General features: G+C 47.9%; 13 protein-coding genes and 1 pseudogene. 8 read left to right on the top strand and 6 right to left on the bottom strand.

Features of this window, described 5'->3' with window-relative positions:
• The first annotated feature begins 1 nt into the window (after nucleotide 1).
• Complete coding sequence (locus MKY48_RS12455) at nucleotides 2-949, top strand: aldo/keto reductase (protein ID WP_339293019.1); 948 nt, start codon at nucleotides 2-4, stop codon at nucleotides 947-949.
• A 151-nt stretch (nucleotides 950-1,100) separates the two neighbouring features.
• On the opposite strand, the gene MKY48_RS12450 is transcribed toward MKY48_RS12455, so the two are convergent.
• From MKY48_RS12450 to MKY48_RS12435, 4 genes are all read right to left on the bottom strand, one after another.
• Nucleotides 1,101-1,643 (bottom strand): DUF6022 family protein, encoded by a 543-nt coding sequence (locus MKY48_RS12450; RefSeq protein ID WP_098743134.1) that lies wholly within the window; start codon nucleotides 1,641-1,643, stop codon nucleotides 1,101-1,103.
• A gap of 121 nt (nucleotides 1,644-1,764) precedes the next feature.
• Nucleotides 1,765-2,355 carry a TetR family transcriptional regulator gene (locus tag MKY48_RS12445; RefSeq protein ID WP_339293018.1) on the bottom strand — a complete coding sequence of 197 codons (591 nt, stop codon included), beginning with the start codon at nucleotides 2,353-2,355 and terminating at the stop codon, nucleotides 1,765-1,767.
• A gap of 25 nt (nucleotides 2,356-2,380) precedes the next feature.
• Entirely contained in the window at nucleotides 2,381-2,836 is a 456-nt protein-coding gene (locus MKY48_RS12440) for a VOC family protein (protein WP_339293017.1), read from the bottom strand.
• A 129-nt stretch (nucleotides 2,837-2,965) separates the two neighbouring features.
• Entirely contained in the window at nucleotides 2,966-3,286 is a 321-nt protein-coding gene (locus MKY48_RS12435) for a hypothetical protein (protein ID WP_339293016.1), read from the bottom strand.
• Nucleotides 3,287-3,419: 133 nt separating this feature from the next.
• Here MKY48_RS12435 and MKY48_RS12430 point away from each other — a divergent pair, with 133 nt between their 5' ends.
• Together MKY48_RS12430 and MKY48_RS12425 are read left to right on the top strand one after the other, a co-directional pair.
• Nucleotides 3,420-3,701, top strand: coding sequence for a GNAT family N-acetyltransferase (locus MKY48_RS12430; protein ID WP_339293015.1), 282 nt, complete (start codon nucleotides 3,420-3,422; stop codon nucleotides 3,699-3,701).
• Between the two features lie 214 nt (nucleotides 3,702-3,915).
• Nucleotides 3,916-6,930 (top strand): PAS domain S-box protein, encoded by a 3,015-nt coding sequence (locus tag MKY48_RS12425; RefSeq protein WP_339293014.1) that lies wholly within the window; start codon nucleotides 3,916-3,918, stop codon nucleotides 6,928-6,930.
• 93 nt (nucleotides 6,931-7,023) lie between these two features.
• Here MKY48_RS12425 and pepF read toward each other — a convergent pair whose 3' ends face one another.
• Nucleotides 7,024-8,826 carry an oligoendopeptidase F gene (gene pepF, locus MKY48_RS12420; protein ID WP_339293013.1) on the bottom strand — a complete coding sequence of 601 codons (1,803 nt, stop codon included), beginning with the start codon at nucleotides 8,824-8,826 and terminating at the stop codon, nucleotides 7,024-7,026.
• 559 nt (nucleotides 8,827-9,385) lie between these two features.
• Between pepF and MKY48_RS12415 the strand changes: the two genes are divergently transcribed.
• The 5 genes and pseudogenes from MKY48_RS12415 to MKY48_RS12395 form a co-directional block, all read left to right on the top strand.
• Nucleotides 9,386-11,359 carry a DNA mismatch repair protein MutS gene (locus MKY48_RS12415; protein WP_339293012.1) on the top strand — a complete coding sequence of 658 codons (1,974 nt, stop codon included), beginning with the start codon at nucleotides 9,386-9,388 and terminating at the stop codon, nucleotides 11,357-11,359.
• A gap of 67 nt (nucleotides 11,360-11,426) precedes the next feature.
• A complete protein-coding gene (locus tag MKY48_RS12410) occupies nucleotides 11,427-11,945 on the top strand; it encodes an N-acetyltransferase (RefSeq protein WP_339293011.1) in 519 nt (172 codons plus the stop codon).
• 124 nt (nucleotides 11,946-12,069) lie between these two features.
• Nucleotides 12,070-12,933, top strand: a complete 864-nt coding sequence (locus MKY48_RS12405) for a class I SAM-dependent methyltransferase (RefSeq protein ID WP_339272253.1) — start codon at nucleotides 12,070-12,072, stop codon at nucleotides 12,931-12,933.
• Between the two features lie 4 nt (nucleotides 12,934-12,937).
• Nucleotides 12,938-13,657, top strand: a complete 720-nt coding sequence (locus MKY48_RS12400) for an RNA pseudouridine synthase (protein WP_339293010.1) — start codon at nucleotides 12,938-12,940, stop codon at nucleotides 13,655-13,657.
• A 229-nt stretch (nucleotides 13,658-13,886) separates the two neighbouring features.
• A pseudogene (locus tag MKY48_RS12395) lies at nucleotides 13,887-13,947 on the top strand (hypothetical protein); the annotation flags it as partial.
• A gap of 155 nt (nucleotides 13,948-14,102) precedes the next feature.
• Here the strand turns inward: MKY48_RS12395 and MKY48_RS12390 are convergent.
• Nucleotides 14,103-14,534 carry a MarR family transcriptional regulator gene (locus MKY48_RS12390; protein ID WP_076321038.1) on the bottom strand — a complete coding sequence of 144 codons (432 nt, stop codon included), beginning with the start codon at nucleotides 14,532-14,534 and terminating at the stop codon, nucleotides 14,103-14,105.
• Between the last annotated feature and the right edge of the window lie 105 nt (nucleotides 14,535-14,639).

Raw genomic sequence — 14,639 nt, 5'->3', positions numbered from 1 at the left:
AATGAAATATATATCAATCAAGGGATTAAACAAACCCGTCTCGGTGCTAATGAAAGGAACGGACTACTTCTATCATGATTCGTATGAGAAAGCAGCCGCGAATATGGATGCATACCTGGCCATCGGCGGCAATTCGGTTGATACTGCTCACATCTACGCTGGAGGTCAAAGCGAAGAAGTGATCGGCAGATACATGCAGGAAAGAGGTAACCGGGATCAGATCGTCATACTGACCAAGGGTGCTCATCATGACCATAATGGCCCGCGCGTAAATAAAAAAGACATCAAGAGTGACATCACAACGAGCTTTGAAAGACTGCAGACGAATTTCATCGATCTGTACGCGCTTCACCGTGACGACCCTGAGGTTCCGGCAGGCGAAGTTATTGAGGCTCTGAACGAATACATTGCCGATGGCAGCGTTGGGGCCATTGGGGTATCCAACTGGACATGGGAGCGCATCCGGGATGCCAATGCCTATGCCGAGGCGAATGGATTGGTCGGTTTCTCCTTCAGCAGCCCGAATCTCAGTCTGGCCAAACCAAACGAGCCGTTCTGGAAAGGCTGCGTGTCTGCCGATGCAGAGACAATTGCGTGGCATGAAGCCGAGCAGTTCCCGTTGTTCTCCTGGTCTTCCCAAGCGAGAGGATTCTTCACAGGCCGATTCACGCCTGAAATTCGGGATAATGCGGATCTTGTGCGGGTGTTCTACAGCGATGAGAACTGGGAGCGATTAGAGCGCGCCAAACAACTGGCCGCATCGAAAAATGTGACAGCCATACAGATCGCACTCGCTTATGTGCTGAACCAACCATTCCCAACCTGTGCGCTGATCGGTGCGCAATCAGCCGAAGAATTAAAATCCTGTGATGAGGGTTCAACCATCCAGCTGACAAGGGCAGAATTAGACTGGTTAGACCTGACGGTTGATCAGCTGTCTTCAATCTAAATATTAAAAGCGCCTTGTCTCAGGATATTTCCATCCTGCCCAAGGCGCTTTTTTATAGGCTCATGAGAACCATCTGAAATCTTATACTAGGACGAAGACATCTCCTTGGTGGGCAGAAAAATCCGCGCTGCATCCGCCGCATCGTTACTTCCTACTCCTGCAAACTCCGAAGATATGCTTCATATTCAACCGTAAATTCGAGTGCTTCCTTAAAATTCGGGGACTTGAGCGAAAGAGCCGCGACGACTTCCTCTTTTTCTGTCTCCTGCAAAGCTATGATGCGAGGCTGCCTTGGGACGCGAAACTGTGTATGATCGTGATATACGACGGTGACGATGGTGCCTAGTCGCTCCTGCTCTGGCGAATAAACCGTGCTCCACATCCAGCGCTGTTGGTCCGTCCCTTCCTGGCTTCCCCATTCTCTTGAGATGTCAAACTCACCGGGGAATTTCGGTTCAGGTCGTATTCCTAATTCCTTTAATTGTCTATGAATGGGCAAGAATAAAAGGTTCAAAAACGTCCCATACGCTGCATCTCCACCCTCGTTGTATGCCCTCATCAGTTTTTCCTGATTTACGGTAAGTACGGTTTGCCAGTTATGTTCAATGTACTCGGAAATATAGCTTCCGATGGCTTCGATTGGATGATCTTGATGCTCTTCCAAAAATTCCTTCAACGGTTTCATTGGTTTCATGGTTAACCCCTTTCCCATTTCATGGATTTATTGCTGTACCTATCCAGCTTACAACATTCGTGCAAATTGTAAGGTTTGTTGGAAAACCGGTCCATAATAGGGGTAAACCTTATCATATACTTTAGTCTCTTACTCGAAACCCTTGTAACATGCCGGCAATCACATCCATCGTTTCCTCGATGCCTTTATCGGTTACCGGCATTTGAGCGACCCAGAGCGAGCATTCGTTTAATGCGCCGGACAAAGCATGGGTCATAGCATCAACAGAGATTTTCTTCATCATTCCCTGCTCCTGCATCAAAGTTAACTGCTCCCGCAAATGACTCATCGAATGCAACTCGTCCATCTCGCGCCAAGCCTCCCAACCTACAACACTAGGACCGTCAATGAGCATTATCCGCTTATTCTGCGGCTCTACCACAGCAGCAATGAAAGCCCGGCAGCCAAACAGGAGCTGCTCCCAGGGATCCTCGGAGCTACCCGCTTCCGTTTCCACGCGCTGTGCAATTTCCGATTGTACTAATTCAAGCACAGCCAGGAACAAACCTAGTTTATTCTTAAAATGATGATACAGAGCGCCGCGGGTAACGTTAGCTTCGTCGGCAATTTCCTCTAGTGCCGCATTGGCATAGCCTTTTTCCGTAAATTGTGTTCTGGCTACCTTCAGCAGCAGCTGTATTGTCTCGTGGGTTTCGCTTTTACTTCTTCTCATAATTAGCGTTGTTCTCCCCTATGCATCATTCTCTGGAGTCAACCTCGTTAGGTGACCACACTTCTTCATTATACTGCTCCAGAAAGGTCTGGGAAGGCGGAATGATTTTGATCATGTCAATCAGTACCCCATTCGGGTCACTGATAATAAAATGCCGCTGACCAAATTCCTCATCCCGCATCTCCTGATGAAGCTGCAGCTTTTCGTGGATGATCAGCCTTTGGTACTCGGCATCCACATCCTCCACCTCAAAATTAAGAATCAATCCCTGTACAGATTTCTGAAAAGCGGACGGTACCGTGGGATGGTCTTTGGACAAAATGGCCATTTCATAGGCGCCTTGTTCCTGGTCTCCCTGCTTCAGGCTTACATACCAATCCGCTTCAAAAACAATCTCAAATCCAAACAACCGTGTGTAAAACTCTGCACTTTCGGCGATCTTGTCTGTCATGATCACAGGATAAAATCCTTGCAGCTTCATATGGAAAACATCTCCTTCTACAATGGGATGAATCCAATTTATCATACATACTGTATGTATGTAAATGCAGATTTCTAAAATTTATCATAAAAAAAGAACCTGCAGACCAGACTGCAGGTTCTTCGTTTGCTACCACAACAAGCTGACAGCCAAAAGATTAAACAATGCTAGCGGCAATACTACATTAGGATTGGGCCCGTATGGCGCAAAGGGCGGATATCCGGGAAAGAATCCTCTGTTGCCTTGTTCTACAAGAATGTACACATTTTTTGCGTCTACGTTTATGACGACGCCTTCGATGGCTTCATCATCCATCGTATGCACTCTTACCTTGCGATTCATCACATTTTTCATAGCAGCATGGGCGCTTTCTCTATGCTTCTTCATGGAATGTACCAGATGGTGATCGCATTGAAACAGCATTTGCGGTTGCGTTGAATAATTGTTCATGATGCTCCTCCTTCGTTCTCTTCTATCCGCATTGTATGCAAATATCCCGTCAAGGGTGTTCGCCTATGTGAAATCCGTTTAATGCATCGTAGATACGGGTATAGTACAACCAGATGAAGGAGGATTAAACACCATGGACAAACAAAATATACAGTCAAAATCGGGCAGCTTTTTCATTAAAGATGACGGAAAAACGGTAGCCGAAATCACCTACTCGCCTCAAGGTAATGGAGTGATCAGTATCGATCACACCTATATCTCACCCAGCCTGCGCGGGCAAGGAATCGCCGACGAACTCGTTCGAAAAGTAATAGGGTACGCTCGGGAAGAAGATTTGAAAATTATCCCAGCATGCTCCTATGCCGGGCATTATTTTGATAAAAACATCGACGATCGTGTACTGTTGTACAAATAAAAAACGATACTAAAAATAACATATGGCATTGATAATCGGATGTCCCCCTCGTAAAGTTAGACTCGCCAGCCATAAGAATGCTCCTCTTATCGGTTGGCTTTTACGCGCCTTAATTCCAAGTTCAAATTATACTTAGGTATTTTCGATTGCGATAGAGTGATCTTATCCTCTATGATCGAATGGTATAGCTTAAGTTAGGGAGGCAACTATAATCATGAGGCAAACAGCGGAACATTGGGTCTGGGAACAAATGTTTGATACATTGCCTATTGGGGCGATCCTGATTTCTGCGGTTGACGAGCCTGTGGCGATGGTTAATGATCGTTTTTGCGAACTTAGCGAAACCAAAAGTTCAGACCTGCTTCAGCTCAAACCTTCCGAAATCCAAATTCTATCCAACCTACCGATTCAACAAACATTGCAATCATTCACATATAACCAAACGACCAAGCTCAAAAGTAACTCTTATTTTATCCGCCGTGACGGAAATCAAGTCCATGTCTCAGTGACTATTTCCCTGTTAAAACATCCTGCCCCTGGAGAGACTCCATGGATATTGTGCTGTATTGAACCCCGAACCATACAGGAGGAATTATCTTTGCCGCGGACCATTAAGAATGATGAGCTGCTTGCACTTATCTCCAAAAGCGGACAAGATCTTATATCCATCAGCAACGCTGACGGCATCATCGAGTACATCTCACCTTCTGTGACCGAAATACTCGGATACACCCAGGAGGAAATGACGGGCCAATGCCGGATCGATTACTATCATCAAGTCGATTCCGAGCAAATAAAAGAACCGGGCAAACTATTTTCAGAGGAAAACAGCTTCGTTCGACGCATTCGCCATAAGGACGGGCATTATTTATGGTTCGAAACGTATTTTCAGCTGATTCGGGGAGCTCAGGGTGAGATTAACAAGGTTCTGGCCATTGGACGAAATATTACCAAACGAAAAACGGATGAGGATACGCTGGCCCATGCGCAGCGGATTGCCAAGATCGGTTCCTGGCGTTGGGACCTGATCACGCATACGCTAACCTACAGCGATGAGATGAGGCGAATTTACGGATATCAGATCAGTGCCACCGAGCCAAACCATAACACGCTGCTGTCATTGGTCGTTCCGGAGGACCGCGAGCGGCTGGAGGCGGCGGTGAGCAGAGCCATTCAAGGGAAGGCGAATGAAATCATCTACCGGATCCAGCTTCAGGACAAGCAAATCCGAACCATTCGAGCTCAATGGGAAGTCTCCGTTACGAATGAAGGCAGACCCATGGAGATGGTTGGCATGGCGCAGGATATCACCGAGCAGGTGCTGATTGAACAGCAGTCGCTGGAGAATGAAAATAAGTACAAGCTCATAACCGAAAATTCCCTTGATTTCATATCGAGCAGCACCATAGGCTGTTCAACGTTTCTTTATTGTTCACCTTCCTGTTATTCTCTGCTTGGATATCGTCCGGATGAGATGGTTGGCACCAGTATATTCGATTACGTATACGCTGAGGATATCATACCGCTTCAGGACTATTTCAAGAATTGCCTGGACTGCAAATTGCTCACACCGATCACCTTCCGTTATATACATAAGGATGGCAGGCACATCTGGTTTGAGGTCAATTGCAGGTACATTAGCACGCAGGACGGCCAAAAGAACGAAATCATTTCGATTGCCCGCGACATTTCCGAACGAAAGCTGATGGAATTTAAACTTAAAGAAAGCGAGCAGCGATATCGTTCTCTATTTGAATATAATCCGTCGGCGGTATACTCCATGAATTTGGATGGCGACTACTTAACGGCCAATCAAAATCTGCAGGACCTAACGGGTTATTCCTTGGACGAGTTGATCGGAATGTATTTCGGACCGATTGTAGCGGAAAATGACATGGCTCGAACGTTGTATCATTTTAATCAGGCGACAGAAGGCATACCGCAGAGCTATGATCTGACGATAATTCATAAGGATGGACATCCTATCGACATCAATACCATCAACATACCGATTTTCGTGGATGACGAAGTGGTCGGCGTCTATGGCATTACCCGGGACATTACCGAGCGCATGCGAACCATGGAAGAGATTAAGAAACTTAGCCGCGAGCTCACTCTTTTGCTGAATACGGTATCCGAAGGCATTATCGGACTGGACATTCACGGAGAGGTCGCTTTTATCAATCCGGCAGGCGCAGCGATGCTGGATTATGAACCGGCTACCACCATCGGAAGACCTTGCGACCAGATTATCAAAGAAATTCGCCATGACGGCACTTTTTATCGGGGGGACGATTCTCCGCTAGTTCGAGCCGTCAAACAAGGAGTACCACTGTCCAGAGCCGAAATTGTGCTTTGGCGAGGCGACGGAACCAGTTTTCTGGCAAATTATCAGGTCAACCCAATCTGGGATCAAGGAGAGCGCAAAGGCGCCGTTATGGTGTTCCGCGATATCACCGATGAGAAAGAGATCATCCGGGCGAAGGAGAATGCCGAACGGGCAGATCAAGCGAAAACGGAGTTTCTGACCATGATGAGCCATGAACTCCGCACGCCGATGAACGGCATCATCGGGATGATTGAGCTGTTAAGAACGACCGAGCTTGACGAGGACCAACAGAATTATACCAATATTCTAATGGAGAGCAGCAGTTCGCTGCTGCACATCCTAAACGAGATCCTTGATTTCAGCAAAATCGAAACCGGCAATATGACACTCATTCATGAACCGATCGATTTGCGTTCCTTGCTTGAGGTTGTCGTTGATCTATTCTCGGCCAAAGCCAAAGAAAAAGGGTTATCGTTATCCTGCAGCATCAACAGCTCCAAGGTACCCGATGTGATCATCGGCGATGCCCTGCGGCTGCGGCAAGTACTTGTTAATCTCATCAGCAATGCCATCAAATTCACACATGAGGGCAGCATCATGATGAGTGTCGAGGGACTGCCCAGGACGGGCACCCAGGAATTCACGCTTGCTTTTCAAGTAAGGGATACGGGAATTGGCATCCCTGCTGAACAGCAGCATCAGCTATTCACCTCTTTCTCGCAGCTTCACCCCTCCTTGAATCGCAAATACGGCGGTACGGGACTGGGGCTTGCGATCAGTAAAAAACTCGTTGAGCTGATGGGAGGGGTCATCGGCGTCGAGAGTTGTGAACATGTCGGCTCCTCCTTCTATTTTACGATCCCGACCCATACGCTGAATGATGATAACACGGACAAATAAACTTCAGAGTCTCTCCAATATCTTCCACAAACAAAAGGGTGATCTTCAGCAAATGAGCTGTTGACCACCCTTTTCTCCAATATTCAAATGGTACTATTCCTCGTACAGGGTCTCCAATTCGTCAATTAATGAGCCAACATAAGCTACCGCTTTGGAGATTGGTTCAGAAGTGGACATATCGACTCCCGCCATAGCCATTAATTCCAGCGGACTCTTGCTGCCTCCGGCTTTAAGGACTTGGAGCCAGCGGTCTACAGCCGGTTGTCCTTCCTCGCGAATCAATTGTGCTGCAGCTGTTGATGCGGTCAGTCCTGCGGCATAAGTATATGGATAAAGACCCATATAATAATGCGGTTGCCGCATCCAGGTAAGCTTCGCTCCTTCATCGAGCTCGACCGCGTCACCCCAGAAATCGGATAGCACGGCACCTTTTAGCTCAGATAACTTATCTGCGGTAATCGGCTCATCAGCCATCGCATGGCTGTATACTCGTCGCTGCATTTCCGCTTCCAGAAGGTGAGTCACGTAGTTATGGTAATACGTGCTCAGAAGCTGAAGAATAACAGAGCGCCGCATCCGCTTATCCTCGGATTGACTGAGCAAGTGATCCGCCAGCAGCAGCTCGTTCATCGTTGAAGGCGCTTCAATAAAATACAAGGAAGGACGCGCATTGGTGATACGCTGATGGCTAGCAGCCAGCATTAAATGACCGGCATGCCCGACTTCATGCGCTAACGTGAAGGCATTGCGCATATTGTCCGCCCATGCCATCAGGATATAAGAATGTACTCCGTATACGGAGGAACAGAACGCGCCTGTAGATTTACCAATATTATCGGCATAATCCACCCAGCGCTTGGAGAACGTGGATTGAACGATCTCGCCGTATTCAGGACCCAGTATCGACAAAGCACTGGAAATTGTAGAGCAAGCTTCTTCATAAGTGATGCTTGGATTGAAATCCGTATCCATCGGCGCTTTCAAATCGCAGAACAGCATTTGATCCAGCCCAAGCACACGCTTCTTCAACTTCATAAGTCTCCGCATATGCGGAGCTAACTCCGTTAGAATTGTATCATGGATATTGTTGTACATCTCCATGGTCACTTGCTGCGGCTTCAGCAGCATGTCCGTTACGGAATCATACCCGCGAAGCCGGGACATCACCACTTGCTTCTTCACTTCGGTGGCGTAAGCCTCTGCAAAGGTATGGCGCGATCCCTGCAGTGACTTCGTGAAGGAAGCATAGGCTTCGCGTCGAAGCTGCGTATCCTCGGACATTTCATAAGAATTCTCGTACAAACGGAACGAGACCGGTTTGGTTTCGTCATTTACTCGAATATCGTCAAAGGTCATATCCGACAGCTTGCTGCGCAAATAGATGCGGTAAGGGGACCCGAGCACCTCTCCTAGCGATGCTAGCACGCTCTCCGTCTCAGGGCTCAAGCGGTGAGGTTTGGTTTCCAGCAACAATCTCAAGCTTCGGGCATATGGAACAAGCCCTTCTTCCTTCGTTATGTAATGTTCGATGGCGCCATCTTCGAGATCCAGCAGCTCCGATACAATAAACGTCAGAGAGGATTGGATGCGTGAGAGAACATCGCCCGTTTTGGCCGAATTCGCCAAGTTAGCCGGGTTGGTTCCGTCCTCCGATTGCCGTAATCTGGCATACGCCCCGACTCTGCTAATGCTCTCCATCAGAGCTTCCTGTTCATTCAAGCACTCCAGAAGAACGGATGCACCCTCTCCCAGCCTGCCTCTGAATCGAGTCAATTGAGCAGCTTGCGATTCAATCGCTTTTAATCCCGCTTCGAATGCTTCTTGCGAGACAAACAAATCATCCAGATTCCAAGTTGCCTCGATTGGAACCTCACTTCGTGTCAGCAATTTCCCCATGGATACAACTCCTCTCGTGTCTTGTCCTCTCATGATTGACGACAGCAGTTACTATTGATTAGCAACGGTATAACAATTCCATCATATCACAGTTTTTTAAGGGATCGTATTCGCTTTTCGACCTTGACTTCTGACCCTATTTATGGATATAGTTATTTCATACTCTTATCTAAAGGAGAGATTTTGATGTCGGTGGTCGTTCTTAACTAACCAAATTTCATATGGATCGAAATGTAAAATTTTGGGCATTCCCTGTACAGGGATATGTTTATTTTTTGATGGTTTTTCATTTCATCCGTTGAATTAGTTAAGAACTGCGGATATCAATTGAAGCCCCTTTAGGGTTTATTCAGATATGATATGGTCATCCGTGCTGAGTTCAGCGCGGATTTTTTGGGTCTCCCCTCTTTTATGCAAAAGGGTTATTTGGAGCTGTCCCATAACGCCATGCCATCGGAATAACGATCTATGGGCGGAAAGCGAACCTTAGTAGTTCGCTTTCCGCCCTTTTTTGCATTGTATGCCATCCATTTTATAAATCAAAAGGAGAATGAAGCCCATGAAACCATTCGCATTAAACAAATTGGAGTATGAGAGAATACGCACCGAGCTTGAACGCTTTGCCGTATCGTATCTGGGAGTCGAGCATATTCAGAAGATGGCCCCCCTCACCCAGATGAAAGCCATCCACAATAAATTGAATGAAACGGTAGAAGCCAAAACTTTGCTCCATACCGGAGCCAGCGTACCTATTCCTTCACTGGAGGGAATAAAAATGGTCCTGGATTTGCTCGGTACCGGCTATGTCCTGTCTGAGCGTGATTTCGGGAATATGGTCCAATATCTGAGAAGCTGCCGCCAGCTCATTCAATATATGAATGCCAAGAACGACATTGCTCCATTGATCAGTTCCTACGCCTCTTCCATGCATGAACTGCGTCCGCTTCTGTCCGAAATCGAACGCAGCATTCACGGCGGACGTGTCGTGGATAGCGCCAGCAAAGATCTGGCAAAAGTCCGCAAAAAAATCATCATGACCGAGGAACGGATCAAGCGCAAGCTCGACAGCCTGATGAGCCGTTACAAAGGGATCATGCAAGAGCATGTCATTAGCAAACGCGGAGGACGTTACGTGCTGCCCATCAAGAAAGAGCACCGTAAATCCGTGAATGGCTCGATTCTGGATGAATCGGCCAGCGGACAGACCGTATTCATCGAGCCTTCCGACTTGCAGGCACTTCAGATGGAATTAACTCTCCTGCACGCCGATGAAGTTCGGGAAGAAACAAAGGTGTTGAGTGATTTAACCGCACTTGCCGAGCAATATCAATTCGAACTGAGAACCAATGCCGACATTGTTGGAGTCTACGATTACATCATAGCCAGAGGCAAGTATGCCATTTCTATCGGCGGGCGCAATGTGAGCCTGAACCAGGAAGGGTTCATCCATTTAAAATCCGCGGTGCATCCTTTAATCGGCTCCACCATGGTACCGCTGGACTTCACCATCGGGAAGCGGTATAAAACCCTGATCATTACAGGACCTAACACCGGCGGCAAAACTTCAGCGCTCAAGACGGTTGGACTCATTACGGTCATGGTTCAATCCGGTCTGCTGGTTCCTGTAGCGGATGGCAGCCATTGCGCTATCTTTGACGAGGTTTCCGTCGATATCGGAGACGGACAGAGCTTGGAGCATGCCCTCAGCACGTTCTCTGCACATATACGCAACATCCGCGACATTTTACAGACGGCTAGCCGGTCCACGCTCGTACTGCTCGATGAGATGGCGTCCGGAACGGACCCAGGTGAAGGCGTTGGATTGTCGATCGCCATTTTGGAGGAATTGAGTCAACGTCAAGCAACGGTTGTAGTCACCACCCATTTTACAGAAATCAAAAATTTTGCCGAGCGCACAGCCGGCTTTGAGAATGCCCGCATGGAATTTGACGCTGACACACTTGAGCCCCTCTATCGTCTGCGGATCGGTGAAGCCGGTCACAGTTATGCCTTTGTCATTGCCGCGAAGCTGGGTATTCCGGAGTCGATTATAACCAGATCGCGTGAAATCACGGAAGCGGGAGCTGCAAGAGGCGACAAAGTCCTTAGAGATGATGTTCGCTCAGAGCCCAAAGCATGGGCAGAAGAAGCGAGTCTGGCAGAACACGTTACCTTACCGACAGACGAACAGGATGAGCTAGTGATTGTTCAAGATCATGTAGATGTAGATGTAGATGAAGATCCTCCCTCTTCCCTCTATCAACTTGGCGATCGTGTCTATGTGCCTTATTTGAAACGTAGCGGAACCGTGTATGAAACCATGGACGGTAGAGGAAATATCGGTGTTATGATTCAGAAGGATCGACTGAAGATTAACCACAAACGACTGAAACCTTATATTGCCGCCAAGGATCTTTACCCGGAGGATTATAATCTTGATATCGTTTTTGAGAGCAAAGAGAACCTGAAGAAGCGTAAACTGATGAACCGCAAGCACGTTGAAGGACTGCAGATTGAAACGAAGCCGGAGTAACGAAGCTCTTGGGATGAGTCGCAGGATATCTATAAAAAATCCACAGGATTTGCGAGGAGAGATCACGATGATCATACGTACAGAAACCATAAACGATCATGAGAAGGTCCAGGACCTTCTCACTCAGGCTTTTCCCGGACAGGAAGAAGCGCTTCTAGTACAACGGCTGCGGGAATACCAAGCCTTTCAACGGGAATTGTCAATCGTAGCAGAAGAAGATGGAATCATCAAGGGACATATTATGTTCAGCCAGGCCAGCCTTGTTGACGGCATTCATAGCCATCACGTGGCTGCGCTAGGGCCACTGGCTGTGCTTCCGGATTATCAACGTCAAGGGATCGGCGGAATTTTGATTGAAGAAGGCAAACGGCGGTGCCTCTCGCATGGCTATCCCCTTGTTTTTCTATTCGGCCATCCGGTGTATTATCCCCGTTACGGCTTTGTTCAGGCCAGAACCTATGGGATCGACTTAACGCAATTCACGGTTTCCGATGAAGTGTTCATGGTTGCCGAGCTTCAGCAAGGCGCACTCAACCACCTGCATGGCGAATTCCGTTTCCACTCCGCATTCGAAGATTTGGGGTAAGTCGAGCTTCAAAGTCCATATCATCCGAATAGGTTTGGTCAAGCCGGGCAATCCTTGGTGGCATTCAGCTTCTGATATGTTGTACAATAAAGTCTAAATGACTATTTGAAGGATGGTTTTCAACATGTATGTAGCTCAGGATTGGCAAGATTACGAGGTCATCGATACCGGAGGCGGGGAGAAGCTGGAACGCTGGGGCGACGTGATTCTCAGACGTCCGGATCCGCAGATCATATGGCCGATTGAACGTGAAGATGAACAATGGCGCAGTGTTCACGGACACTATCACCGCAGTTCGTCCGGCGGCGGGCAATGGGACATGAAAAAGCAGCTTCCGGACCGGTGGACCATCTCATACGACCAATTAAAATTTCATATTCGACCAACCAATTTTAAACATACCGGTTTGTTTCCGGAGCAGGCAGCCAACTGGCGTTGGATGATGGATAAGATCGCCTCAGCCGGACGTCCGGTCAGCGTGCTGAACCTGTTCGCCTATACCGGGGGAGCAACCGTCGCGGCTGCCTCTGCCGGAGCTCAGGTTGTGCATGTGGATGCTGCCAAGGGGATGGTTCAATGGGCCAAGGAAAATGCGGCATTGTCCGGCCTCGCCGACCGTCCTATCCGTTATATCACGGATGATGTATTTAAATTCGTGCAACGAGAACAGCGTCGAGGGAACAAATACGATGCGATCATTATGGACCCTCCATCTTATGGCCGCGGTCCAAGTGGAGAAACGTGGAAGCTTGAACAAAGCTTGTACCCATTTCTCGAAAGCTGCATGAGCATTGTATCGGATAATCCGCTGTTTATGCTGATTAACTCCTATACGACCGGCATCTCCCCTACCGTTCTGAATAACATGCTGACCATGACCATGAAGCCGAAATACGGCGGTATCATCAGTGCGGGTGAAATCGGATTGCCGATTACCCGCTCCGGTATGAACCTGCCATGCGGCATCCTGGGTCGCTGGGAGTCCTGATTCGATGAGCAAGCGGGAACCAGCAGCATATCCGGTAGTGCCGATAATTTTCGAGGATAATCATGTGTTAGGTGTAACCAAGCCAGTAAACATCCCCTCCCAGGAGGATGCTACCGGCGATCCCGACATGCTGACGATTTTGAAACAGGATATCAAGGAGCGCTACAATAAACCGGGTAATGTATTTTTGGGGTTGGTTCACCGTCTGGACCGTCCGGTTGGCGGAGCGATGGTTTTTGCCAAGACCTCCAAAGCCGCATCCCGTTTATCGGAAGCCGTCCGCAATCGCAACTTCCGCAAGCAGTATGTAGCGGTCGTTCACGGGATTCCTTCGAAAACCTCAGGTAGGCTCGTAAATATGCTGTATAAAGATGTGAAAACCAACACCGTCCATGTCACCTCTAAAGGTACCGACGGGGCCAAGGAGGCCATTCTGGATTACACCGTGCTCCAAACGGCGGAAGGCTTCAGCCTCGTCCTGATCGAGCTGCACACGGGCAGGCCACACCAAATCCGTGTACAGCTGAGCCATGCGGGACATCCGCTGTTCGGAGATCAGAAGTATGGAAGCAAGGTGAACAAAGCCGGGCAGCAGATTGCCTTATGGTCCGTATTGGTCGGATTTCCGCACCCCGTTACCAAAGAGGAAATCGCCATCCGTTCCATGCCGGCATCCGTCTATCCCTGGAGTCTCTTCTCCATGGACAAGCTGGAGACCACATAACGGTTCTATACAATAGAACTCAAAAAAAAAAACGAAATCCAAGGATGGATTTCGTTTTTTCATGCCTCTGTTTCACTATGGAAAATTTTGTAATATTATATCCCTCTATGATATTATATTATCCCTTTACTTTTATCAAAGAATACCAAAGAATAGTAAATATATTAGTTTAACATTATTTAGTTGATTTAGTCACATATGGAGGCAATACCGATGAGTGCCGCCAAGCCCACACACCCCTACCTGGTTGGGAACCCTCCAACGTCGCGGCTTTGTGGTTGCTTAAGTAATCCCATTACGTCTTGTGAACATTCGAAATCGTGGTGTGACCATGATCTTGATGTTCAATAGAATGAAGATATGTAATAGCCCCCAAGGTAGCTGCCGTATGCAGTCGCCCAGGGGGCTTCTCTACGTTTGCAACGTCAACGTTAGCATCAAGAACTCACGCCTCAACCAGAACTTCCTTGGGAGCTGTATTAATCTTCCCTAATAGATAGATAAGCAGCTGTTGATTATGCGAGGATATACGATTCAGAATTTGGGAAAGGTACTCATCCCTAACTTGTAACCCGCGCGTATATTCCTCTCGCCCTTTATAGGATATCGTCACCCAGACGATCCGTCTGTCATTTTCGTCCCGTTCCCGTTTGATCAATCCATTCTTCTCCATCCGGTCCAATAGCATCGTCACGGCTGCCGGACTTGTAGCCAGGTAAGGAATGAAATCGGAAGGTTTCATTCGCTCTAGCTCAGCAAGCACCTCCAGCACCATCAATTGCGATTCCGTCAATGTCGGTGCTAATCCAGCTTCCATATGGAGCTTATAGTCCTTAGCCAGCTTGGACCACACCTTGGCGAATTCGGCAGTATGCATGTTTATCCCGTCCCTTCAATTATGTCTGTCATGATCAAACATCGGATACCATCCGTGGATGTTGCACTGTACTTCGATGAATGGATTTCGTTTTGAACCAAAGTC

The organism is Paenibacillus sp. FSL W8-0187 (genome assembly GCF_037969755.1).
In the GTDB taxonomy this organism is placed as follows: domain Bacteria; phylum Bacillota; class Bacilli; order Paenibacillales; family Paenibacillaceae; genus Paenibacillus_AQ.
This window is presented reverse-complemented; position numbering and strand designations above follow the sequence as displayed.